Below are 22,143 nucleotides of genomic sequence, written 5' to 3' on the forward strand. Positions count from 1 at the left end.
GGCCGCGCCGCTTCAGGGCGTCCCGGTGGGCTGCCAGGGCTCGAGCGCCGCCTTGCGCGCCTTGTCCTTCTGCGCGGGAGACAGGCCCCAGTCGCCGCCGTAGATCGCGCCTTCCCAGGCGCCGTAGGCGGGGTTGGGCAGCAGGATGAAGTGCCGTCCGAAGCGGGCCTGGCGCGCTGTGGCCAGAGCGCGGCGCTCGGCGGGGTCGTCGCTGTCGAACTGGCTTTCGAAATCGGACAGGTTGTCGCCCATGTAGAGCGCCACGCGATGATCGGCGAGGACCGCGTCACGGCGCGGCTGCTTGTCGGAGGTGTCGGTGCGCAGCATCAGGTGATCGTCGTCCGCCTGGGGAAAGCCCAGCGCCTCGAGGTTGTCGCGGGTCGCCTCGAGGGCGTCGGCGTCGCGGTTAGTGATGTAGTAGATATCGACGCCCTGCTCGTCGGCATAGGTCAGGAAGTCGAGCGCGCCGGGCATCGCCTTGGCCTGGCGGTCTTCCATCCAGCGATGCCAGCGTTCGCTGTCGTAGGCGGCATCGCGTCCCACCAGGTAGGCCTCGAAGGCACTGTTGTCGATCACCGTCTCGTCACAGTCCACCACCACCGCCAGCGGACGATTGCCGTCGTCCTCGTCGAGGATCGCATCGAGCCGGTCGCGGGCGACGTTGAAGGCCTGATAGCTGAGCGCCCGATATTCCGCGGCGCTCTGCATCCAGGCGGTGGCCATCACCAGTTGCTCATTGAGATCGCGCTGGGAGTAGGCCGGGTTCGACGTCGGTGTGGCCGACTGGCTGGCGCAACCGGTCAGCAGCAGGCCCGTCAGGGCCAGGCCGGCCAGTTGCCGGGAGCGGGACAGGTGACGCGACGGGCGAAGCAGTGGCAATGACATGGACAGACCCTTGGTTGGCATTGGCGATCACGGCGGCTCGTAGCTCGTAGCTCGTAGCTCGTAGCTCGTAGCTCGTAGCTCGTAGCTCGTAGCTCGTAGCTCGTAGCTCGTAGCTCGTAGCTCGTAGCTCGTAGCTCGTAGCTCAGTCTATCAGCGAACCTGAATACACGCCCGCCCGGTCACCCCGGCAACCCGGTCGCTCGACCAAAGTTGCATCGCAAGCTGTTCTGACCCGACTACCATACTAGTCATACAACGAATCGAGGCAGGGGTTTAACATGACGCCATCGCTGATCGCACTCTGGGAGGAACAGCCCGAGGGCAACGTTCGCCAGCGCCTCCATGCGGTCCTGCGCCAGTCGATCATCCGCATGACGCTGGCCCCGGGTCAGGCGCTGTCGGAGAAGGAGATCGCCGAGACCTTCGCGGTCAGCCGCCAGCCGGTTCGCGAGGCCTTCATCCGGCTCTCGGAGGCCGGGCTCGTGGAGGTGCGCCCGCAGCGCGGCACCTACGTCGTGCCCATCTCGCAGGCGGCCGTCATGGAGGCCCGCTTCGTGCGCGAGGCGATCGAGATCGCCGTGGCCCGCGACGCCGCCGACCAGGGACTCGATTCGGCAGTCCACGACGAACTGCACGAGCTCATCGCGCGTCAGCAGCGCTGCGTCGAGCCCCAGGATCACGACCGCTTCTACCGGCTCGACGAAGCCTTCCACCGCACCCTGGCGCTGGGCACCGGCCACGATGCCGCCTGGCGGGTGACCCAGGAGGTCAAGGCACAACTCGACCGGGTGCGCTACCTGAGCGTGCCGGACGCCACCCCCATCACCAAGCTGATCGACCAGCACACCCGCATCCTCGACGCCATCGTCGCGCGTGACGCCGACGCCGCCGAACGTGCCGTGACGGAACACTTGCGCGAGATCCTCAGTTCGCTACCGACACTGGTCGAGCGCTTTCCCGAACTGTTCGAGGCCGCCGCACCCAATCGCCGATGACTGGCGCTTTCGGGAAATAGCCTGTGAACGTTCCCCATGGCCGCATCCTGCGGCTCCCTTAAACAACCACAACAGACACGCCAGGAGGCTTCCATGAAATTCGTGCCCCTATTACCGGCACTGGCCCTAGCTTTTACTAGCCAGTTCGCGCTGGCCGACTATGAACTCAACTTGTCATCTGCGCTCAGCAGCCAGGACCCCATGGTCCAGGCAATGGAGCACGCCAAACAGCGTATCGAGAAGCGCAGCGACGGCGAGCTTACCGTCAACGTCTTTCCCAACAGCCAACTGGGCTCCGGCGAGGATGTCGTCGAACAGATCCGCAGCGGGGCCAACATCGGCATCCTCATCGATGCTGGCCGACTCTCCGAGTACCAGCCGGAACTCGGCATCCTGAGCGCCCCCTATCTGGTCGATGACTACAACCAGTACAAGACAATCACCCAGTCGACGCTTTATCAGAAGTGGGTCGACGAATTGGCCGCCAACAGCGGCCTCCGCCTGCTCGACTACAACTGGTTCCAGGGCTCGCGCGAGATGCTGACCCAGAAACCGATCAACAAGCCGGCAGATCTCGAGGGAGTGCGTATCCGCACCATCAATTCGCCGATCTGGCTGAAGACCATCGAGGCGATGGGTGCCACACCTACCCCACTACCCTGGTCGGAAGTCTATTCGGCGCTGCAACTCGGCTCGATCGACGGTGCCGAGGCCCAACTGACCGCGGCCGATGGCCAGCGCCTGCAGGAAGTGATCAGCAACGTGGCGCTGACGCATCACATCCAACTGATGACCGGCATCGCCACCTCGGACCAGTGGTATCAGTCGCTGCCCGAGGAGCTGCGCACCATTCTCGACGAAGAACTCGAGAAGGCCGGTGACGAGGCCAGCAAAGCGACGGTCGACGCCCTCGACGACGTGCGCCAAAAGATGGAGAGCGAAGGTGTCACTTTCAACGACATCGACACACAACCATTCCGCGAGCGTGTCAAGGCCGTCTACGAGGAACTCGGCTACGACCAGTACCGTGATCAGTTGCTCCAAGGCGCGCAGTAACTTCCTCGGCGGGTCGGCCTTGCCGCCCCGCCCACGTTCTTCTTCGACGAGTCATCGGCTCAAGGATTATGCATATGTGGCGCTGGTTCGACACGCTGGAGGAGTCTCTCGCCATCCTGTTGCTGGGCTGCACGTCGCTGGCCATCTTCGCCAGCGCCTCGATGCGGGCGATCGGGCACCCTTTCGCCGGCGGTGCAGAACTGTCCCAGTTCCTGTTCATCTGGACGGCCGTGCTGGGAGCCGACATTACCCTGCGACATGGTGGTCAGGTGCGTATTGATGCACTGACCGAACGCCTACCACGACGTCTCAATAGAGTGCTGACTGCCCTATCTCTCACATTGATGATTGGGCTGCTCGTCTTACTGGCTTATTACGGTTTCCCGCTGGCACTGTCGAACTGGCAACGACCGCTAGGTATTGCTGGGCTGAGTTACGGCTATGTCACCCTGGCGCTGCCCGTCGGCGCGATCCTGATGCTGATATCGCTACTGCGCGCACTGGTCGCCCGGGGTCTCGACGGCTTGTTCGAAAGCGGCGACGCCGTGGAGGAAACGCTATGACCACTGCCCTGCTGCTTTGCCTGGGACTGCTGCTGATGGCCATCGGCATGCCGGTCGCCTTCGCCATCGGTATTGCCGGTTTCAGTTTCTTCCTGTTGCCGGATACCTTTCTGCCGACCAACATCGGCGTGCAGCGCATCGTCTCGGCCTCGCAGTCGTTTCCCTTGCTCGCCGTACCGTTGTTCATCTTCATCGGCCACCTGATGAACGCCAGCGGCATCACGCCACGCCTGCTGCGTCTGTCGACTCTCTTGGCCGGCTGGATGAGCGGCGGCCTGGCCCAGGCCAGCCTGGTGCTCAGCACCCTGATGGGTGGCGTGTCCGGATCGGCAGTGGCCGACGCCGCCATGCAGGCCCGGGTTCTCGGCAAGGGCATGGTTCAGGAAGGGTATACGCCGGGCTTCTCCGGCGCAGTGCTAGCGATCGGCGGCCTGATCACCGCGACCATCCCCCCCAGCATCGGCCTGATTCTCTACGGCTACCTCGGCGAGGTCTCGATCGGCCGGCTGTTCATCGCCGGCGTGGTACCGGGGATGCTGTTGATGGTGTCGCTGATGATCACCACCTGGTTGGTCGCCAAACGCCGCGGCTACACCCCGGTGCGCGACAACCTGCCCAGGCTCGGCGAAGTGCTCAGTGCGGCACGCAGCAGCATCTGGGCGCTGCTCTTCCCGCTGTGGCTGCTGGTGGGGATTCGCTACGGCCTGTTCACACCCTCAGAGGCCGGTGCGTTCGCGGTGGTCTACGCGCTGATCGTCGGCTGCTTCATCCACCGCGAGATGGGCCTGACTGAGGTGCTCGAGGCGATGCGCGCCAGCGTGCGCGACATCGGCATGATCATGCTGATCATCATGTTCTCGGGCATCATCGGCTACGTGGTCTCCTTCGAGCGCGTGCCGCAGACGCTCGCGCAGTTCACCCTCGGGCTGTTCGCCGACAAGACCACACTGTTGCTCACCCTGGCCGTTCTGCTGGTGCTGCTAGGCATGCTGCTAGAAGCCACCGTAGTAGTGATGCTGCTGGCACCGATCCTAGTGCCCGTGGTCAAGGCTGCCGGCATCGACCCAGTACACTTCGGTCTGCTGATGATGACGCTGGTGACCTTCGGAGGCATGACGCCCCCGGTAGGCATCTCGATGTACACCGTGTGCGGTATCCTGCGCTGCCCCTTCACCACCTACAGTCGCGAGTTGCTGCCCTTCGCCCTGGCCGTCTTCGTCGTGGTGCTGGGCATCATATTCTTCCCCAATATCGTGCTTTTCCTGCCCAACTATCTGATGGGATGACGCCATGACCCGCTTCAACGACAAGATCGACTTCATGGGGCCCAACTTCCTGCTGGAGAGCGAGGTCTCGCGGCGGCTCTATCACGAGCATGCCGCAACCATGCCGATCTGCGACTACCATTCGCACCTCAGCCCCGAGGAGATCGCTAGCAATCGGCGCTTTGACGACTTGACCGAACTCTGGCTCAAAGGCGACCACTATAAATGGCGCGCGATGCGCTGCGCCGGCATCGATGAACGACGAATCACCGGCGACGTATCTTCTCGTGAGCGCTTCCAGGCCTGGGCCGAAACCGTTCCCGATTGTCTAGGGAACCCGCTATACCACTGGACGCACCTAGAGCTGCGCCACCCGCTGGGTATCGAGAACACCCTTTTGTCTCCTGCTACCGCCGAGGAGATATGGACACGAAGCCAAGAGCGTCTGGCGCACCCCGAACTGCATGCACAAGGCATACTCGATAGTTTTGATGTGCGCACCATTTGTACCACCGACGACCCTTGCGACAGCCTCGACCTGCATCGCCGCCATGCAGCAAGCGACGCCAATGTACAGATGCTTCCCACTTTCCGCCCCGACAACGTGCTCAAGATCGAGCAGGATGGGTTCCTCGACTATCTCGACAAGCTTTCCGCAGCCAGCGGAATAATGATTCATCGCTTCGATGATTTGCTGGCAGCACTCCATCAGCGCCTCGAGCACTTTGCCGCGGCCGGCTGCTGCCTCTCGGATCACAGTCTGGAAAAGCCCGCGTTCGTGGTCCCGCCGTCGACAGCCACTCTCGATCGGCTACTCGAGCGCCGACGTGCCGGGCAACGTCTCGACGCCGAGGAATGCGCCGGTTACACCACCGCCGTACTACTTTGGCTGGGCCGTGAGTACGCCCGCCGTGGCTGGGTAATGCAACTGCACCTGGGTGCGGCACGCAGCGTTAGTCAGCGCGGACTGGACGAGATCGGCGCCAACAGCGGTTTCGATGCCATCGGCGACGCCACTTATGGCGAACCCCTGGCAGCGTTGCTCGATACACTCGACCGTAACCGCAACCTACCGCGCACGGTGATGTACAACCTCAATCCGCGCGACAACGAGATGCTCGCCAGCCTGGCCGGCAGTTTCCAGAGCGACGGTATTCCCGGCAAGGTGCAGTTCGGGGCCGCTTGGTGGTTCAACGACCAGCGCGACGGCATCGAGCGCCAATTGACCACCCAGATGCAGTTCAGCCTGTTGCGTCACTTCGTCGGCATGCTCACCGATTCGCGCAGTTTGTTGTCCTTCTCGCGTCACGACTACTTCCGGCGCATCTTCTGCAATTTGCTTGGGCGGCAAATGACAAGCGGTGAGTTACCCAACGACCTGGATCGTATCGGCGAGCTCGTGCGAGCGGTTTGCTACGACAACGTCCAGCGTTATCTCTTCACACGCTGAGCTTCAACGGAACACACCGCTTCGCTCACAAACCATTGGATATTTCATGGAAATCCGCGACGCCTACACCATCGTCACCTGCCCCGGGCGCAACTTCGTGACGCTCAAGATCGTCACCGATTCCGGCACCTACGGCATCGGCGATGCCACCCTGAACGGCCGCGAGATGGCGGTGGCCGCCTACCTCGACGAGCACGTCGTACCGGCGTTGATCGGCCGCGACGCCAGCCGCATCGAGGACACCTGGCAATACCTCTACCGCGGCGCCTACTGGCGGCGCGGCCCGGTGACCATGACCGCCATCGCCGCCGTCGACATGGCATTGTGGGACATCAAGGCCAAGGCCGCAGGCATGCCGCTCTATCAACTGCTCGGCGGCAGGAGCCGCGAGCGGGTGATGACCTACGCCCACTGCACCGGCCAGACGATCGACGACTGTCTCGCGGAGGTCGCCCGTCATGTCGAACTCGGCTATCGGGCGGTACGCGTCCAGGCCGGGGTACCAGGCATCGAGACCATCTACGGGGTCGCCAAGAAGCCCGGCGAGCGCTACGAGCCGGCCGACTCGGCGCTGCCCGCCGAGCACGTCTGGAGCACCGAGAAGTACCTCAACCACGTGCCCAGGCTGTTCGCCGCGGTGCGCGAGCGCTTCGGCGACGACCTTCACGTGCTGCACGACGTCCACCACCGCTTGACACCGATCGAGGCGGCGCGGCTGGGCAAGGCGGTCGAGCCTTACCACCTGTTCTGGCTGGAGGACTGCGTGCCGGCCGAGAACCAGGAGAGCCTGCGGCTGATCCGCGAGCACACTACCACCCCACTCGCGATCGGCGAGGTGTTCAACTCGATCCACGACTGCCGCGAGATGATCCAGAACCAGTGGATCGACTACATCCGCATGCCGCTCACCCACGGCGGCGGCATTACCGCGATGCGTCGCGTCGCCGATCTGGCGTCGCTGTATCACGTGCGCACCGGCTTCCACGGGCCGACGGATCTCTCCCCAGTATGCCTGGGCGCGGCGATCCACTTCGATACCTGGGTGCCCAACTTCGGCATTCAGGAGCACATGCCGCACACCGACGAGACCGACGCGGTGTTCACCCACGACTACCGCTTCGAGGACGGCCACTTCCTGGTCGGCGAATCCCCGGGGCACGGCGTCGACATCGACGAGGAACTCGCCGCCAAGTACCCCTACGAACGCGCCAGCCTGCCGGTCAACCGTCTGGAAGACGGCACGCTCTGGCACTGGTGACCACGTCGCGACAGAGCCAACCTATGGAAACCCATGTGGTAGACAGCCGCCATTCATGCTCCGGAACAGGCATCGTCCACCTCGGTCTGGGCGCCTTTCATCGCGCCCACCAGGCGATCTACGTCGAGCGCAACCTGACCCGCCACGGCGGCGGCGACTGGGGCATCGTCAGCGCCAACATCCGCTCCAACCGCCGGCTCGTCGAGCTGATGCGCCAGCGCGACCAGCGCTACCACGTCGCCGAGTACACCGACCGCGAGCACGTCACGCTGCGCGAGGTCGCCGCGATCGGCGAGACGCTCTACGCCGGCCCCGACGGCGACGACCTCGAGACGCTGCTGACGCGCATGAGCGAGCCGGGCGTGCGCATCGTCACCCTGACCGTCACCGAGAAGGGCTACCACCTGAGTCCCGCCGACGGCCGCCTGCTCGTCGAGGCCCCGACGATCGCCCACGACATCGCCGCGCCCGATGCGCCGCACAGCGCGCCGGGCATGCTCGTCGAGGCGCTGGCCCGGCGCCATGCCGCCGGCACCCCGCCCTTCACGGTGCTCAGCTGCGACAACATGCCGGATAACGGCAAGCGCGTTCGCCGCGCGGTGATCGAGCTGGCGCGCCAGCGTGACGACCAACTCGCCGAGTGGATCGCCGAGTCCGTCGCCTTTCCCTGCAGCATGGTCGATCGCATCGTCCCGGCGATGACCGACGACGATTTCGCGCGCCTCGAAACCTTGGGTGTCGACGATCCGGCGGCAGTAGTCTGCGAGGCCTTCAGCCAGTGGGTGATCGAGGACGATTTTCCCCAGGGCCGCCCCGACTGGGAGCACGACGGCGTGCAGATGGTCGCCGATGTCGCTCCCTTCGAGACCATGAAACTACGCATGCTCAACGGCAGTCACTCGCTGCTCGCCTACCTGGGTGCGCTGGCGGGCATCGAGACCGTCAGCGACGCCGTGGCCCGGCGCGAATTCGTCGCCCTCCTCGACCGCTACATGGGTAACGAGGCTGCGCCGACGCTGACCATGCCGGCGGGCACCGACCTCGACGCCTACGCGGCGAGCCTGCTCGCGCGCTTCGCCAACGACAGCCTGCGCCATCGGCTGCAACAGATCGCCATGGACGGCTCGCAGAAGCTGCCCCAGCGCTGGCTCGCCGGCGCCCGGACCCGGCTCGATGCCGGCGGCGACATCACCTGCACGGCGCTCGGCGTGGCGGCGTGGATCCGTTACACCGCGGGCAGCGACCTGGCGGGCGCAAGCCATCCGGTCGACGACCCGCTGGCCGGGACCTTCGCCACGCTGCACGCCGAACACAGTGAACCGGCCGCGCTGGTCGCGGCCTTCCTCGCTCTCGACGCCATCTTCCCGCGCGAGCTGGCCGATGACGCGCGCTTTTCCGGCGCGGTGCTCGACGCCTACCGCACGCTGACCGAGCGCGGCGCCGAGGCGGCCCTGGCCGCTCTCGACGCCCCGACACGATAGGAGACGATCATGGAACACACCTGGCGCTGGTTCGGGCCCGACGATCCGATCACCCTCGACGACATCCGCCAGACCGGGGCCACCGGCATCGTCACCGCGCTGCACGAGATCCCCAACGGCGAGACCTGGCCGCGCGAGGCGATCGCCGAGAGAAAGCGCCTGATCGAGGACGCGGGCCTGACCTGGTCGGTGGTCGAGAGCGTGCCGGTTCACGAGGCCATCAAGAAGGCCAGCGGTGCCTGGGATACCTACATCGCCAACTACCAGCAGACGCTGCGCAACCTCGCGGCCTGCGGCATCGACGTGGTCTGCTACAACTTCATGCCGGTGCTCGACTGGACACGCACCGACCTCGCCTGGCCGCTGCCCACCGGTGGCACGGCGCTGCGCTTCGATCAGACCGCCTTCGCCGCCTTCGACCTCTATCTGCTCGAACGCCCCGGCGCCGAGGCCGACTACGACGCCACCGAGCGCGATACCGCCCGGCGCTATCTCGACACCCTCGACGACGGTGCTCGCCAGCGGCTGATCGACACCGTCATCGCCGGGCTGCCCGGGGCCGAGGAACACTATACCCTGGCGCGGTTTCGCGAGGTCATCGCCGGCTACGCCGAGATCAACGCCGAGCGCCTGCGCACCAATCTGGGCGCCTTCCTGCGGGCCGTGGTGCCGGTGGCCGAGGAGGTCGGCATCCGCCTGGCAATCCACCCCGATGACCCGCCCCGGCCGCTGCTGGGCCTGCCGCGGGTGGTCTCGACGCCCGACGACGTCCAGTGGCTCCTCGATGCCGCGCCCAGCCCGGCCAACGGGCTGACCTTCTGCACCGGCTCCTACGGGGTCAGCGCGGCGACCGACCTGGTGGCGATGGGCGAGCGCTTCGCCGAACGCATCTATTTCGCGCACCTGCGCGCCACCCAGCGCGAGGCCGATCCCCGGAGCTTCCACGAGGCGGCCCATCTCGACGGCGACGTGGACATGGTCGGCGTGGTCAAGGCGCTGGTCGACGAGGAGCGACGCCGCGAACGCGACGGTGGGCCGCGGCTACCCCTGCGCCCCGACCACGGCCACCATCTGCTCGACGACCTGAGCCGCGAGACCCGCCCCGGTTATCCGCTGATCGGCCGGCTCAAGGGGCTCGCCGAGCTGCGCGGCGTGGAGGCGGCGGTACGCCGTCTGGGCTGACGCCGCGGTTACCCAAAACACGACGCAAAATGGTAGAGTTGGCGATTATTTCCCCGGGGTGAATGGCCATGTCCCGCCGCGTCTCCTTGTCCGGAAAACGCATCCTGCTCGGCGTCAGCGCCGGTATCGCCGCCTACAAGAGCGCCGTGCTCGCCCGCCTGCTCAAGAAGGCGGGCGCCGACGTTCGGGTGGTGATGACCGAGGGCGCCCAGGCCTTCATCGCGCCGATGACCTTCCAGGCGCTGACCGGTGAGGCGGTGCGCACCTCGCTGCTCGATCCCGAGGCGGAAGCCGGCATGGGCCACATCGAGCTGGCCCGCTGGGCCGAGCTGGTGCTGATCGCCCCGGCCACCGCCGATCTGATGGCCCGTCTCGCCCATGGCCACGCCGACGACCTGCTCACCACCCTGTGTCTGGCCACCGGCGCCGAATGCCTGATGGCGCCGGCGATGAACCAGGCAATGTGGGCGCACCCGGCGACCCGCGACAACGCCCGCCGCCTCGAAGGCTACGGCTGGCGGCTGCTGGGCCCCGACAGCGGCGACCAGGCCTGTGGCGATGTCGGCGCCGGGCGCATGCTCGAGCCCGAAGCGATCGTCGAACGGCTCCTGGCGGCGCCCGACGACGCGCCTGGCATGGCGCCCGATGCCGCGCCTGTCACGGCGCCCGATGCCGCGCCCCCCGACCCGGTATCCGGCGGTGCCGACGCGGCCGGGCTGACCCTGACGATCACCGCCGGCCCGACCCGCGAGGCGATCGATCCGGTGCGTTATCTCTCGAACCACAGTTCGGGCAAGATGGGCTATGCCCTGGCCGCCGCCGCCGCGGCGCGCGGCGCGCGGGTACGCCTGATCAGCGGGCCGGTATCGTTGCCAACCCCGCCCGGCGTCGAGCGCATCGATGTCGTCTCGGCCGAGGAGATGCTCGCCGCCGCCCGCGAGGCCGTCGTCGACAGCGATGTCTTCATCGGCTGCGCGGCGGTCTCCGACTACCGGGTCGCGCGTGCCGCCGAGCACAAGATCAAGAAGGTCGACAACCAAGACGCGCCGACCCTGACGCTGGTCGAGAATCCCGACATCATCGCCACCATCGCCGCCGAGGCCACGCGGCCCTTCGTGGTCGGCTTCGCCGCCGAGACCCGGGATCTGGAGGCCTATGCCCGCGACAAGCTCGCACGCAAGAACCTCGACATGATCGTCGCCAACGATGTCTCGCGCGCCGGACTGGGCTTCGGCTCGGATCGCAACGCCGCGCTGGTGCTGTGGCGCAATGACGCTCGCGAGCCGGGCCGCCTGGAGCTGCCGGCGCAAACCAAGCAGGATCTCGCCGCGGCGGTGATCGAACAGGTGCTGGTGCGCTTTCGCGCCCGCGCCACCCAATCTTCCACCTCTCCCGATCCGTCCCGACAGGACTCCCGATGAACGACACCTCGCCCCCGGCGATCGACGCCACCCGGCCCAAGCTGGCCGTGAAGATTCTCGACGAACGCGTCCACGCCCATCCGCTGCCGCACTATGCCACCACCGGCAGCGCCGGCATGGACCTGCGCGCGCTGCTCGACGAACCGCTGACGCTGGCCCCCGGCGACAGCGAGCTGGTGCGCACCGGCCTGGCCGTGCACATCGCCGACCCGGGGCTCGCCGGCATGGTGCTGCCGCGCTCGGGCCTGGGCCACAAGCACGGCATCGTGCTGGGCAATCTGGTCGGACTGATCGATTCCGACTACCAGGGCGAGCTGATGATCTCGGTCTGGAACCGCGGTCGCGAGCCCTTCGTCCTCGAACCCGGCGAGCGTCTGGCCCAGTTCGTGCTCGTTCCCGTGGTGCAGGCCGACGTCGACGTCGTCGACGATTTCGCCGCCAGTCAGCGCGGCGAAGGCGGCTTCGGCCACTCGGGCCGGCACTGACACGTCGCAGTGTCGCCGGCACTGCCCGACTAGACTGGGTGGTTAGGTAGCCAGATAGCCACCCCCACCGCTTCATCCCATGACCAAGGAGGGACCCATGAGCGAGATAACCCCGTCCATCTTCCGCGCCTACGATATCCGCGGCACCGTCGACGACACCCTCACCGAGGCCAGTGTCGAACTGATCGGCCGGGCGATCGGCAGCGAGGCCGCCGCGCGCGGCGAATCCACGGTGATCGTCGCCCGCGACGGGCGGCATTCCGGGCCGCGCCTGCAGGCCGCGCTGATGAAGGGGCTGACCGCCGCCGGCCGCGACGTGATCGACATCGGCATGGTGCCCACCCCGGTGCTCTACTTCGCCACCAACACCCTCGAGGGCACCCGTTCCGGGGTGGTGGTCACCGGCAGCCACAACCCCCCCGACTACAACGGCTTCAAGATCGTGCTGGGCGGCGAGACGCTGTCCGGCGATGCGATCACCGCGCTCTACCAGCGCATCGCCGACGACGATTTCGCCACGGGCGACGGCCAGGTCAGCGAACAGGACGTTCGCGATGCCTACCTGGATCGTATCGTCGGCGACGTGACCCTCGAAGGGCCGATCAAGGCAGTGGTCGACTGCGGCAACGGCGTGGCCGGCGAGCTGGGACCCAAGCTCATCGAGCGCCTCGGCGCCGAGACCGTGACGCTGTTCGACGAGATCGACGGCGACTTCCCCAATCACCATCCCGACCCGGGCAAGCTCGAGAACCTCCAGGACGTGATCCGCACCGTCAAGGAAACCCACGCCGACATCGGCCTGGCCTTCGATGGCGACGGCGACCGTCTCGGCGTGGTCACGCCCAAGGGCGAGGTGATCTATCCCGACCGGCTGATGATGGCCTTCGCCGAGGACATGCTCGAGCGCAACCCGGGCGCCAAGGTGATCTTCGACGTCAAGTGCACCGGCAATCTCGCCAAGGTGATCGACGACGCCGGCGGCGAGCCGGAGATGTGGCGCACCGGCCATTCGCTGATCAAGGCGCGCATGAAGGAGACCGGCGCCCAGCTGGCCGGCGAGATGAGCGGCCATATCTTCTTCAAGGAGCGTTGGTACGGTTTCGACGACGGCCTCTACGGTGCCGCGCGGCTGCTGGAGATCCTCGCCAAGCAGCAGGACGACGCCGATACCTTCTTCGCGCGCTTCCCGCAGGATCTCGGCACCCCCGAACTCAACGTCAAGGTCACCGACGACAACAAGTTCGCCATCGTCGACAAGCTGGCCCGCGAGGGCGACTTCGGCGACGAGGGCGTCAAGACCACCCTCGACGGCATCCGCGTCGACTACCCCGACGGCTGGGGCCTGTGCCGCGCCTCCAACACCACCCCGGTGCTGGTACTGCGCTTCGAGGGCAAGACCCAGGAGGCCCTCGAACGCGTCCAGGGGCGCTTCCGCGATGCCCTGAAGCAGGTCGCCCCCGACGCCGAACTGCCTTTCTAGGCGCTCACCGGTCGCCGGCTTTCGGGCCGGCGCCCCGTTTCAGACTGAGGAGACCGATCGCCAATGAGCGAACAATCCCGCGACCCCCGCCTCGTGGTCGAGGTGCTCTCCGAGGCGCTGCCCTATATCCAGCGCTTCTCCGGCAAGACCGTGGTGGTCAAGTACGGCGGCAACGCCATGACCGAGGACACCCTGGTCGACTCCTTCGCCCGCGACATGGTGCTGATGAAGGAGGTCGGCATCAATCCGGTGGTGGTGCACGGTGGCGGGCCGCAGATCGGCGAACTGCTCGACAAGCTCAAGATCGAGTCGCGCTTCGTCGGCGGCATGCGCGTCACCGATGCCGCGACCATGGACGTCGTCGAGATGGTTCTCGGCGGGCTGGTCAACAAGGGCATCGTCAACCTGATCAACCAGTGCGGCGGCAAGGCGATCGGCCTGACCGGCAAGGACGGCGGCCAGATCCGCGCCCGGCAGCTCAAGGTCGAGCACCGCACGCCGGAGATGACCGCCACCGAGATCATCGACATCGGTCACGTCGGCGAGGTCGAGCACATCTCCACCGACCTGATCGAGATGCTCACCGCCCGGGATTTCATCCCGGTGATCGCGCCGATCGGCGTCGATGGCGAGGGGCGCAGCTACAACATCAACGCCGATCTGGTGGCCGGCAAGGTCGCCGAGGCGCTCCAGGCCGAAAAACTGATGCTGCTGACCAACGTCGCCGGGTTGATGAACGCCGACGGCGAGGTGCTCACCGGCCTGACCACCCAGCAGGTCGACGCCCTGATCGCCGACGGCACCATCCACGGCGGCATGCTGCCCAAGATTCGCTGCGCGCTGGAAGCCGTCAAGGGCGGCGTGGTCAGCTCGCACATCATCGACGGCCGCGTCCCCCACGCCACGCTGCTCGAGATCTTCACCAATGCGGGGGTCGGCACGCTGATCTCCAACCTGGCCCCGCCCGAGACCTGAGCGTCGCGCCGATCGGCGTCGCCGATCCGCCAATGATTAGATTAATGCGTAAAAAGCCTGACTCCGGTTTGCCCCGGAGCAGGCCCGCCAGTACGATTGGCAAAAAACCAAACTATTAGAAGAACTCATGACGCAGGCAACCACCAAGCAAAGTCGCCGGGAGCAGATCCTCCAGGCGCTGGCGCTGATGCTCGAGGAGGACAGTGGCAAGCGCATCACCACGGCGTCGCTGGCCCGTCAGGTCGGTGTCTCCGAGGCGGCGCTGTATCGCCACTTCCCCAGCAAGGCGCGCATGTTCGAAGGTCTCATCGAGTTCATCGAGGCCTCGCTGTTCGAGCGCATCCGCCGGATACTCGACGAAACGCCCGAGGCGCTGCCCCGCTGTCGGCACATCCTGATGCTGCTGCTGGGCTTCGCGGAAAAGAACCCCGGTCTGTGCCGGCTGCTCAACGGCGACGCCCTGACCGGCGAGACCGCGCGGCTGCGCGTGCGCATGGGGCAGCTCTTCGAGCGTCTCGAGACCCAGCTCAAGCAGGTATTGCGCGAGGCCGAGCTCCACGAGGGGCTGCGCCCGACGCTGCCGGTCTCCTCGGCCGCCAACCTGCTGCTGGCCTACGCCGAGGGACGCATCGGTCAGTACGTGCGCAGCGACTTCCGGCGCCGCCCCACCGACAACTGGGAAGAGCACTGGCAGCGGCTGTCGCACGAGCTGATGATCCCCGTGCCCCAGGCCAGCCGGGCCTGAGCGAACCGCACGCCCACGAAAATGCCCGGCTCATGGCCGGGCATTCGTCGTCGGGCAACCGGAGAATCGGGACGCGTCGGGGTCAGGCGACCAGCGACTCGCCGAGCTGCTGACGGATCTTCTTCATGGCGTTCTTCTCGAGCTGGCGAATCCGCTCGGCGGAGACACCGTAGACATCGGCCAGCTCGTGCAGGGTGGCCTTGCTCTCGGCCAGCCAGCGGCGCTGGAGGATGTCCTGGGAGCGTTCGTCGAGGCTGGCCAGCGCATCCTGGAGGCGACGGGTGGAATCCGCCTCCCAGTCGCTGTCCTCGAGCTGGGTCGCCGGATCGTAGCTGGCATCGTCGAGATAGTGGGCCGGCGCCTGATAGCCCTGGTCCTCTTCCTCGCTGGGCGAGGCGTCGAAGCCGGCATCGAAGGCGGACAGTCGCCCTTCCATCTCGCGCACCACCTCGGGCTTGACGTCGAGGTCCTTGGCGATGGCATCGACCTCGTCGGTGTTCAGCCAGGCGAGGCGCTTCTTGGCGCTGCGCAGGTTGAAGAACAGCTTGCGCTGGGCCTTGGTGGTGGCGACCTTGACGATCCGCCAGTTGCGCAGCACGTATTCGTGAATCTCGGCCTTGATCCAGTGCACGGCAAACGACACCAGGCGCACGCCCTGGTTGGGGTCGAAGCGCTTGACCGCCTTCATCAGGCCGACGTTACCCTCCTGGATGAGGTCGGCCTGCGGCAGCCCGTAACCGGAATAGCTGCGGGCGATGTGGACCACGAAACGCAGATGGGCCATGACCAGACGACGCGCCGCCTCGAGATCGTTCTCGTCGTGCAGACGGAAGGCGAGTTCGCGCTCTTCGTCGGCGGTCAGGACCGGAATCCCGTTGACTGCCTGAATGTAGCCGTTCAGGTCATGGCCGGGTGACAGATGGCCAATAGGCTGAAGACTGGTGCTCATGCAGGATGTCTCCATGTTGCCCTTGAAAGGGGAGCCTCCCGGGCTCTCCCGGAATCGGTTAGTGACCTAACCGTCTTGTCCCGTACCTCGGACACTAAGCGTAGAGAGAAGTTCAACTTTCGTGCAAGCCTCTCGCGGCCGGGGAAGCATCTTGTTGATCTAGCGCTAGCGCGGACGGGTTTCGGCGAGATGCCGGTGCACGGCAACCCAACCGCCCAGCCAGCCCAATAGTGTACTCGAAACCAGCAGCACTGCCGAGCCCCCGACCCCCAGATGGGGCAGACTGAACTGGGCCCCGTAGCTCGCCGCCAGGGCGCGTATCGGCCCGGCCAGCCACTGTCCGCCGACGGCCAGCAGCAGCCAGGCCACCACCCCGCCGCCCAGCCCGTACCAGGCACCGCTGTAGAGGAAGGGGCGCCGCACGAAGGCATGGGTCGCGCCGATCAGCGTCACCACCTCGATCTCGCGACGCCGGCTCTCCACCGACAGGCGAATGGTGTTGCCGACCACCAGCAGCGCTCCCAGACCGAACAGCACGCCCAGCGCCAGCGTCAGGCGCCGGCCGAGTTCCGCCAGACGCCGCAGACGCTCCAGCCAGGCCAGATCGACGCGCACCTCGTCGACGCCGTCGACAGCGTCGAGTTGCTCGCCGAGATCGCGCACCGCCGCCGGCGCGGTATCGGTCGGCGTGATCACCACGCTGGCCGGCAGGGGGTTGTCGTCGAGTTCGGCCAGGGCATCGTCGAGCCCCAGCGCCTGCTGGAATTCCGCCATGCCCTCGGCGGCGGTGATCAGCCGCGCGCCGGCGACCTCGGGATGCTGGCGCAGGGTATCGGCGATCGTCATGGCCTGGCGTTCGCTCACCGCGGGCGCCAGATAGACCGTCAGCGTGGCGCTCTCCTGCAGCCGCTGGCCCACCCCGCTGGCGCCGGACAGCGCCAGCCACAGGCCGGTGGGCAGGATCAGCGCGATGCCGATGGCGAGCATCGTCAGCAGGCTGGCGACCGGCTGGCGAAGCAGGCGCCGGGCACTGTCGCCGAGCATGGCGCGGTGATGACGCAACCAGGCACGCGCGCGGCTGTCGAGCCCGGTACGCTGGCTGCGTGCCCCGCGGCGCCGCGCCCCCTGGGGCGTGGGTGGCGGGCTCATGGCGCTCCTCCGTCGCTGACCTGTTCGTCGCTGACCAGCCGCCCCTCGCGCAAGCGCAGCACCCGATGGCGCAATCGCGCGATCAGCGCCAGGTCGTGACTGGCGATCATCACCGTGGTGCCGATGCGGTTGAACTCCTCGAACAGCCGCATGATGTCGGCGGACAACTGCGGATCGAGGTTGCCGGTGGGCTCGTCGGCGAGCAGCAGCGGCGGCTTGTTGACCACCGCCCGGGCGATCCCCACGCGCTGCTGCTCGCCGCTGGAAAGCTCGACGGGCAGCGCCCGCTCGCGATGGAGCAGGCCCACCTTGTCGAGCGCGGCGCGCACCCGGCGAGCGGCCTCGCGGGGCTCGAAGCCCTGGATCTCCAGCGGCAGGGCGACGTTGGCGAAGACGTCGCGATCGAAGAGCAACTGGTGGTCCTGGAAGACCACGCCGATCTGGCGGCGGTAATAGGGCACCTGGCTGATGTGCAACCGGTCGATGTCGTAGCCGGCGATCAGCAGCCGCCCCCGCGACGGCCGCTCCAGGCGCATGATCAGGCGCAGCAGCGAACTCTTGCCGGCGCCGGAGTGGCCGGTGAGAAACAGCATCTCGCCGCGCTCGACCCGGAAGTCGATGTCGGCCAGCGCCTCGAAACGTCCGCCGTAGCGTTTGCCGACGTGCTCGAAGGCGATCATGCGCTCACGATTCCGCCGACGCGTCGCGATCGAACAGCGCCGTCACGAAGTCCTCGGCGGCGAAGGGCCGCAGATCGTCGAGCGTCTCGCCGACGCCGATGAAGCGGATCGGCGTCGCCAGCTGCTTGGCCAGCGCGAAGATGATCCCGCCCTTGGCGGTGCCGTCGAGCTTGGTCAGGGTAATGCCGGTGACCGGGATCGCCTCGTTGAAGGTCTGCGCCTGGGACAGCGCGTTCTGGCCGGTGCCGGCATCGAGCACCAGCATCACTTCGTGCGGGGCCTGCGCATCGAGCTTGGCCATCACCCGCTGGACCTTCTTGAGCTCCTCCATCAGATGGCTCTTGTTGTGCAGCCGTCCGGCGGTATCGGCGATCAGCACGTCGACGCCGCGCGCCTTGGCGGCGGCCAGGGCATCGTAGATCACCGAGGCGCTGTCGGCGCCGGTGTGCTGGGCGATCACCGGCACCCGGTTGCGCTCGCCCCATACCTTGAGCTGTTCCACCGCCGCGGCGCGGAAGGTGTCGCCGGCGGCGAGCATCACGCTGCGCCCCTCGTTCTGGAAACGCTGGGTCAGCTTGCCGATGGTGGTGGTCTTGCCCACGCCGTTGACGCCGACCATCAGGATCACGAACGGCCCTTCGCCCTTGGGCGGCAGGGCGAGCGGCGTGGTCACCGGCGCGAGCAGGGTGGTCAACTCCTCCTGCAACGCCTGGAACAGCGCCTGCGGGTCCTTGAGTTCCTTGCGCGAGACGCGCTCGGTGAGGTTGTCGATGATCTCGGTGGTGGCCTCGATGCCCACGTCGGCCATCAGCAACTGGGTCTCGAGGTCCTCCATCAGGTCGTCGTCGATCTGCTTCTTGCCCAGAAATAGATCGGCGAGGCCCTCGGTGAGATTGGCGCGGGTCTTGCCGAGCCCGGCACGGATGCGCGCCAGCCAGCCCTTCTTCTCGCCGCGCGGCTTGTCGCGACCGGCGGTGGCATGATCGGCCTCGGGCGCGTCGTCGTCGTTGGCCTGCGCGGGTTCGCTGACCTCGACGGACTCGACGGTTTCGGTTTCGGTTTCGCGCCCGGGGGCCTCGGCGTCATCCGGCGCCGCCGGGTCGCCAGGCGCGACGGCCGGCGTCTCGTCGAGTGCGCTGCGCGCCTCGCCGGTGGCGACATCACCGTCGAGGGCCTCACGGGCCGCGGTCTGCTCGAGCGTGTCAGGGGAATAGGCGGCCGCCGGCTCACGCTGCGGGTCGACCTCGTGAACCGGCGCCTCGGCCGCGTCGGACTCGCCGCGTTCGGCGGCCTCCTCGACCTCGGTCTCGTCGACCGAGGCCTCCCGCGCGTCGTCACGCGCCGCGGGGTCCTGCTGTGTCTTCTTGCGCTTGAAAAAACCGAACATGGGCAGTCTTGACCGGGAAGGAAAACGATGCCGGTATCCTAACACCGCCCGCTACCACTGTGGACACGGCGCGCGTACAATCCGCCGACCATGAGTCGTCATCGTTCCCGCAAGCCCGCGCCGCGGCGCACCGACCGGGCCACGTCGCCGCGCGGCGGCAAGCTGCGCATCATCGGCGGGCGCTTCAAGCGTCGCCTGTTGAGCGTGCCCGACAGTCCCGGGTTACGCCCCACCCCCGACCGCGTCCGCGAAACGCTGTTCAACTGGCTGGCCTTCGAGCTCGCCGGGCGGCGCGTGCTGGATCTCTACGCCGGTACCGGTGCGCTGGGTCTCGAGGCCCTGTCACGCGGTGCGGCGCAGGCGGTGTTCGTCGAGGCGCAGCCGGCGGTGGCCCGCGCCCTGGAAGCCAACGTGGTCACGCTGGGGGTCGAGGCCCGCGTGGTGGGCGGCGACACGCAAGCCTATCTCGCCGGCCCGGCGACCCCCTTCGAGCTGGTCTTCCTCGACCCGCCGTTTCGCCAGGGGTATCTGGAACCGACCTGTGCGGCCCTGGAAAGCGGCGGCTGGCTGGCCGCCGGGGCCTGGGTCTACGTCGAGCACGAGAGCGAGCTCGAACCGAACCTGCCGGGGGCCTGGTCGCTGCACCGCGAGGTACGCGCCGGCGACACCCGCGGCCGGCTCTATCACCGCCTGGCGTCGCCGCCGGGCGACGCTTGCTGAGCCTCGTGCCACGGCGTACGCTGGCCCCTGTCAAGGCCCCAGACACTGCAAGCAGCGACCAGGAGAAACGCATGAGCAGCGAACTTTTCAACCAGCTCGAACAGAAGGTCACCAACGCCGTCGAGTCGCTCGAGATGCTCAAGATGGAAGCCGAGGAACTGCGCGAGGAGAACGCCCGCCTCAAGCAGGAGCACGACGAGTGGGAGCGGCGCCTGAGCGCCCTGCTGGAAAAGTTCCGCGAACTCGAGAGCAACGAGACCGCCAGCCTTTCCTGATCCGCCCCGGCCCGCGTTTTCCCGTCTTGCGAGCGTCGCCCGCCGCGGCGCTCGACCTCCCTGCCCCTGCCGACGCCTGCCTCAGCCCGCGGTGGGTGAGAGCGCACGCGACATCAGCACCGCCGCCTCGCTACCGCCGTCCGGCAGCGGGTAATAGCCACGGCGACGCCCATCGACCCCAAAGCCCAGTGCCGCGTACAGGCTCCGCGCCGCCAGGTTGGATTCGCGCACCTCGAGCAACAGCCGTTCGCTGCCCCAGCCCGCGGCCCGCGCGAGCACACGCTCGAGCAACCTGCTGGCGATACCGCGACGGCGCGCCGCCGGGGCGACGGTGATCGCCTGGAGTTCGGCATCGAACGGCAGGCGGGAGAGGGCCGCATACCCGATCAGCGTCTGCGCGTCGTCCACCACCCCCCAGAGTTCGTAGCCGGGATCCGCTAGCGCCGCGGCGAGCGTCGCCTCGCGCCACGGGTGGGGTTGCCCAGCGCTTTCCAACGCGACCAGTGCCGCCAGGTCGTCGGGCGTCAGGCGTCTCAGGGCGTCGCTCATGCGTCACTCGCCGGCTCGGCGCCGGGGTGATGCCAGGCGTCTCGCCACTCGGCGAGCTGTGGCCAGAGATCGCGCTTGGCGCTGGCCGAGCGGCTCAGCTCGGCCAGCGACACGCTCTGCCAGATCGGAAGGCCCAGCAGGCCGCTGCGATCGTCCGCCAGGTCGAGCACCCGCGCGAGCGTCTCGTCGGCGCCGAACAGCAGCACCCGCTCAGGGTTCCAGCCACGCCGGCGACGGCCCTCGATGAAGGCACGCAGGCCATTGCGGGCCTCCTCCAGTGGCGCTTCGGCGGGAATGTCCGGCATCAGTGGCCAGCGGAAGTGCTGAAAGTCGGGGGGGCCGGCCAGTTCGATGCCGCCGGCCCGCAACAGGTTGGCGAAAAGCGTCAGTGCCTGGCCGTCGGGCGCGGCCTCGCCCGGCTGCACGACCAGCCAGCGGCCATCGAGCGCGGCGACCTGCAGGGTGAAGCGCAGCGGCTCCTGCCGCGAGGGCTCGGCGGAAGGCGCCGCCGTGGCGACGGGCGCTTCCCGGGTGTCGGGGGCGTGCGAGGTGTCGTCGGCCGGGGTCTCGCCGAGCAGGGCCCGGGCGCGCTTGACCGGCGCCCGGGCAGGCCGCGGCGGCGCCGTTTCGGCGGGGGCCGGGTCGGAAGCCGGCGTCGCCGGCGCGTCGAGCAGGGCATGCAGGCGCTGGGCGGGCGGCGTCTGCGGCTCGGCCGCCGGGGCTTGCCAGTCGCACTCGGGGGTTTCCAGGGCGTTGGGCAGCCGGTAGCGGCTGACCCAGGGCGTCAGCCCCATGGCCTCGAGGTACTGGGCGCGCTGCGGTTCGCCCAGCGCGCGCGAGCCGGCGTCAGCGGCCACCGCCACCTCGGCAGTTGGGCGAATCGGGACGCGCGTTGCCGCGGGCCTCCCACTCCGCCGGCGTGTAGAGATGCAGCGCCAGGGCGTGGACGGGGCCGGAAAGCTCCTCGGCCAGCGCGGCATAGATCTGCTGATGGCGCTTCACCGGCATCAGCCCCTCGAAACGCGACGACACCAGCGTCACCTTGAAGTGCGTCTCGGAATCGGGTGGCACATGGTGCATGTGACTCTCGTTCTCGACGACCAGATGCACGGGTTCGAGTTCGCGTAGCTTGTCTTCGATGCGTGCCTGAACACTCATGGAGATTCCTCCTGAATCGATGGCGATCATTGTAA

Annotated in this window: 23 protein-coding genes; 15 read left to right on the forward strand and 8 right to left on the reverse strand. The window is 67.4% G+C overall.

The features are described 5' to 3' along the window. Nucleotides 1–12: 12 nt before the first annotated feature. The gene (locus D0901_RS12695) at nt 13–885 is read right to left on the reverse strand and encodes a 5'-nucleotidase, lipoprotein e(P4) family (protein ID WP_129140672.1); all 873 of its coding nucleotides are present in this window, start codon (nt 883–885) and stop codon (nt 13–15) included. 278 nt (nt 886–1,163) lie between these two features. On the opposite strand from D0901_RS12695, the gene D0901_RS12700 reads away from it, so the two are divergent. From D0901_RS12700 to slmA, 13 genes are all read left to right on the forward strand, one after another. After that, nucleotides 1,164–1,880 carry a GntR family transcriptional regulator gene (locus D0901_RS12700; RefSeq protein ID WP_129140673.1) on the forward strand — a complete coding sequence of 239 codons (717 nt, stop codon included), beginning with the start codon at nt 1,164–1,166 and terminating at the stop codon, nt 1,878–1,880. A 93-nt stretch (nt 1,881–1,973) separates the two neighbouring features. Beyond that, nucleotides 1,974–2,936 (forward strand): C4-dicarboxylate TRAP transporter substrate-binding protein, encoded by a 963-nt coding sequence (locus D0901_RS12705; protein ID WP_129140674.1) that lies wholly within the window; start codon nt 1,974–1,976, stop codon nt 2,934–2,936. Between the two features lie 74 nt (nt 2,937–3,010). Then, nucleotides 3,011–3,499, forward strand: a complete 489-nt coding sequence (locus D0901_RS12710) for a TRAP transporter small permease (RefSeq protein WP_129140675.1) — start codon at nt 3,011–3,013, stop codon at nt 3,497–3,499. After that, entirely contained in the window at nt 3,496–4,785 is a 1,290-nt protein-coding gene (locus tag D0901_RS12715; protein ID WP_129140676.1) for a TRAP transporter large permease, read from the forward strand. Before D0901_RS12710 ends, D0901_RS12715 begins: the two co-directional genes overlap by 4 nt. A 4-nt stretch (nt 4,786–4,789) precedes the next feature. Beyond that, nucleotides 4,790–6,214 (forward strand): glucuronate isomerase, encoded by a 1,425-nt coding sequence (gene uxaC, locus D0901_RS12720; RefSeq protein ID WP_129140677.1) that lies wholly within the window; start codon nt 4,790–4,792, stop codon nt 6,212–6,214. Nucleotides 6,215–6,260: 46 nt separating this feature from the next. Continuing rightward, nucleotides 6,261–7,472, forward strand: a complete 1,212-nt coding sequence (gene manD, locus D0901_RS12725) for a D-mannonate dehydratase ManD (RefSeq protein ID WP_129140678.1) — start codon at nt 6,261–6,263, stop codon at nt 7,470–7,472. A 23-nt stretch (nt 7,473–7,495) separates the two neighbouring features. Continuing rightward, on the forward strand, nt 7,496–8,953 hold the full coding sequence (locus tag D0901_RS12730; RefSeq protein ID WP_129140679.1) for a mannitol dehydrogenase family protein: 1,458 nt from the start codon (nt 7,496–7,498) through the stop codon (nt 8,951–8,953). A 9-nt stretch (nt 8,954–8,962) separates the two neighbouring features. Beyond that, complete coding sequence (gene uxuA / locus D0901_RS12735; RefSeq protein ID WP_129140680.1) at nt 8,963–10,135, forward strand: mannonate dehydratase; 1,173 nt, start codon at nt 8,963–8,965, stop codon at nt 10,133–10,135. A gap of 62 nt (nt 10,136–10,197) precedes the next feature. Next, a complete protein-coding gene (coaBC, locus tag D0901_RS12740) occupies nt 10,198–11,556 on the forward strand; it encodes a bifunctional phosphopantothenoylcysteine decarboxylase/phosphopantothenate--cysteine ligase CoaBC (protein ID WP_129140681.1) in 1,359 nt (452 codons plus the stop codon). Beyond that, nucleotides 11,553–12,041: a dUTP diphosphatase gene (gene dut / locus D0901_RS12745; RefSeq protein WP_129140682.1), complete on the forward strand. Its 489-nt coding sequence runs from the start codon at nt 11,553–11,555 to the stop codon at nt 12,039–12,041. The genes coaBC and dut overlap by 4 nt, the downstream gene beginning before the upstream one ends. Nucleotides 12,042–12,138: 97 nt before the next feature. Continuing rightward, on the forward strand, nt 12,139–13,521 hold the full coding sequence (locus D0901_RS12750; protein WP_129140683.1) for a phosphomannomutase/phosphoglucomutase: 1,383 nt from the start codon (nt 12,139–12,141) through the stop codon (nt 13,519–13,521). Nucleotides 13,522–13,584: 63 nt separating this feature from the next. Next, nucleotides 13,585–14,496 (forward strand): acetylglutamate kinase, encoded by a 912-nt coding sequence (argB, locus tag D0901_RS12755; RefSeq protein ID WP_129140684.1) that lies wholly within the window; start codon nt 13,585–13,587, stop codon nt 14,494–14,496. Nucleotides 14,497–14,623: 127 nt separating this feature from the next. After that, the gene (gene slmA / locus D0901_RS12760; protein ID WP_129140685.1) at nt 14,624–15,241 is read left to right on the forward strand and encodes a nucleoid occlusion factor SlmA; all 618 of its coding nucleotides are present in this window, start codon (nt 14,624–14,626) and stop codon (nt 15,239–15,241) included. A gap of 82 nt (nt 15,242–15,323) precedes the next feature. On the opposite strand, the gene rpoH is transcribed toward slmA, so the two are convergent. From rpoH to ftsY, 4 genes are all read right to left on the reverse strand, one after another. Beyond that, complete coding sequence (rpoH, locus tag D0901_RS12765; protein WP_129140686.1) at nt 15,324–16,190, reverse strand: RNA polymerase sigma factor RpoH; 867 nt, start codon at nt 16,188–16,190, stop codon at nt 15,324–15,326. A gap of 165 nt (nt 16,191–16,355) precedes the next feature. Further along, nucleotides 16,356–17,339 (reverse strand): permease-like cell division protein FtsX, encoded by a 984-nt coding sequence (ftsX, locus tag D0901_RS12770; RefSeq protein ID WP_129140687.1) that lies wholly within the window; start codon nt 17,337–17,339, stop codon nt 16,356–16,358. Beyond that, nucleotides 17,336–18,019, reverse strand: coding sequence for a cell division ATP-binding protein FtsE (gene ftsE, locus D0901_RS12775; RefSeq protein ID WP_129140688.1), 684 nt, complete (start codon nt 18,017–18,019; stop codon nt 17,336–17,338). Before ftsE ends, ftsX begins: the two co-directional genes overlap by 4 nt. Nucleotides 18,020–18,023: 4 nt before the next feature. Further along, nucleotides 18,024–19,406 carry a signal recognition particle-docking protein FtsY gene (ftsY, locus tag D0901_RS12780; RefSeq protein WP_129140689.1) on the reverse strand — a complete coding sequence of 461 codons (1,383 nt, stop codon included), beginning with the start codon at nt 19,404–19,406 and terminating at the stop codon, nt 18,024–18,026. 90 nt (nt 19,407–19,496) lie between these two features. Between ftsY and rsmD the strand changes: the two genes are divergently transcribed. Both rsmD and zapB read left to right on the forward strand, forming a co-directional pair. Further along, nucleotides 19,497–20,126 carry a 16S rRNA (guanine(966)-N(2))-methyltransferase RsmD gene (gene rsmD / locus D0901_RS12785; protein WP_129140690.1) on the forward strand — a complete coding sequence of 210 codons (630 nt, stop codon included), beginning with the start codon at nt 19,497–19,499 and terminating at the stop codon, nt 20,124–20,126. A 71-nt stretch (nt 20,127–20,197) separates the two neighbouring features. Continuing rightward, the gene (gene zapB, locus D0901_RS12790) at nt 20,198–20,401 is read left to right on the forward strand and encodes a cell division protein ZapB (RefSeq protein ID WP_129140691.1); all 204 of its coding nucleotides are present in this window, start codon (nt 20,198–20,200) and stop codon (nt 20,399–20,401) included. A gap of 81 nt (nt 20,402–20,482) precedes the next feature. On the opposite strand, the gene rimI is transcribed toward zapB, so the two are convergent. The 3 genes from rimI to D0901_RS12805 are packed head-to-tail and all read right to left on the reverse strand — an operon-like array spanning nt 20,483 to nt 22,108. Further along, on the reverse strand, nt 20,483–20,950 hold the full coding sequence (gene rimI / locus D0901_RS12795) for a ribosomal protein S18-alanine N-acetyltransferase (protein WP_129140692.1): 468 nt from the start codon (nt 20,948–20,950) through the stop codon (nt 20,483–20,485). Then, the gene (locus D0901_RS12800) at nt 20,947–21,807 is read right to left on the reverse strand and encodes a hypothetical protein (RefSeq protein ID WP_129140693.1); all 861 of its coding nucleotides are present in this window, start codon (nt 21,805–21,807) and stop codon (nt 20,947–20,949) included. The genes rimI and D0901_RS12800 overlap by 4 nt, the downstream gene beginning before the upstream one ends. Next, nucleotides 21,797–22,108 (reverse strand): BolA family protein, encoded by a 312-nt coding sequence (locus D0901_RS12805; protein WP_129140694.1) that lies wholly within the window; start codon nt 22,106–22,108, stop codon nt 21,797–21,799. Before D0901_RS12805 ends, D0901_RS12800 begins: the two co-directional genes overlap by 11 nt. Between the last annotated feature and the right edge of the window lie 35 nt (nt 22,109–22,143).

The organism is Modicisalibacter coralii, from assembly GCF_004117855.1.
Lineage (GTDB): Bacteria > Pseudomonadota > Gammaproteobacteria > Pseudomonadales > Halomonadaceae > Modicisalibacter > Modicisalibacter coralii.

Coding starts and splice junctions, on each gene's coding strand:
- ftsE (WP_129140688.1), bottom strand. CDS start 18,019: ATGATCGCCTTCGAGCACGTCGGCAAACGCTACGGCGGACGTTTCGAG.
- zapB (WP_129140691.1), top strand. CDS start 20,198: ATGAGCAGCGAACTTTTCAACCAGCTCGAACAGAAGGTCACCAACGCC.
- ftsX (WP_129140687.1), bottom strand. CDS start 17,339: ATGAGCCCGCCACCCACGCCCCAGGGGGCGCGGCGCCGCGGGGCACGC.
- rsmD (WP_129140690.1), top strand. CDS start 19,497: ATGAGTCGTCATCGTTCCCGCAAGCCCGCGCCGCGGCGCACCGACCGG.
- argB (WP_129140684.1), top strand. CDS start 13,585: ATGAGCGAACAATCCCGCGACCCCCGCCTCGTGGTCGAGGTGCTCTCC.
- D0901_RS12730 (WP_129140679.1), top strand. CDS start 7,496: ATGGAAACCCATGTGGTAGACAGCCGCCATTCATGCTCCGGAACAGGC.
- uxaC (WP_129140677.1), top strand. CDS start 4,790: ATGACCCGCTTCAACGACAAGATCGACTTCATGGGGCCCAACTTCCTG.
- ftsY (WP_129140689.1), bottom strand. CDS start 19,406: ATGTTCGGTTTTTTCAAGCGCAAGAAGACACAGCAGGACCCCGCGGCG.
- manD (WP_129140678.1), top strand. CDS start 6,261: ATGGAAATCCGCGACGCCTACACCATCGTCACCTGCCCCGGGCGCAAC.
- dut (WP_129140682.1), top strand. CDS start 11,553: ATGAACGACACCTCGCCCCCGGCGATCGACGCCACCCGGCCCAAGCTG.
- D0901_RS12715 (WP_129140676.1), top strand. CDS start 3,496: ATGACCACTGCCCTGCTGCTTTGCCTGGGACTGCTGCTGATGGCCATC.
- D0901_RS12705 (WP_129140674.1), top strand. CDS start 1,974: ATGAAATTCGTGCCCCTATTACCGGCACTGGCCCTAGCTTTTACTAGC.
- D0901_RS12695 (WP_129140672.1), bottom strand. CDS start 885: ATGTCATTGCCACTGCTTCGCCCGTCGCGTCACCTGTCCCGCTCCCGG.
- rpoH (WP_129140686.1), bottom strand. CDS start 16,190: ATGAGCACCAGTCTTCAGCCTATTGGCCATCTGTCACCCGGCCATGAC.
- coaBC (WP_129140681.1), top strand. CDS start 10,198: ATGGCCATGTCCCGCCGCGTCTCCTTGTCCGGAAAACGCATCCTGCTC.
- rimI (WP_129140692.1), bottom strand. CDS start 20,950: ATGAGCGACGCCCTGAGACGCCTGACGCCCGACGACCTGGCGGCACTG.
- D0901_RS12700 (WP_129140673.1), top strand. CDS start 1,164: ATGACGCCATCGCTGATCGCACTCTGGGAGGAACAGCCCGAGGGCAAC.
- D0901_RS12710 (WP_129140675.1), top strand. CDS start 3,011: ATGTGGCGCTGGTTCGACACGCTGGAGGAGTCTCTCGCCATCCTGTTG.
- D0901_RS12750 (WP_129140683.1), top strand. CDS start 12,139: ATGAGCGAGATAACCCCGTCCATCTTCCGCGCCTACGATATCCGCGGC.
- uxuA (WP_129140680.1), top strand. CDS start 8,963: ATGGAACACACCTGGCGCTGGTTCGGGCCCGACGATCCGATCACCCTC.
- slmA (WP_129140685.1), top strand. CDS start 14,624: ATGACGCAGGCAACCACCAAGCAAAGTCGCCGGGAGCAGATCCTCCAG.
- D0901_RS12805 (WP_129140694.1), bottom strand. CDS start 22,108: ATGAGTGTTCAGGCACGCATCGAAGACAAGCTACGCGAACTCGAACCC.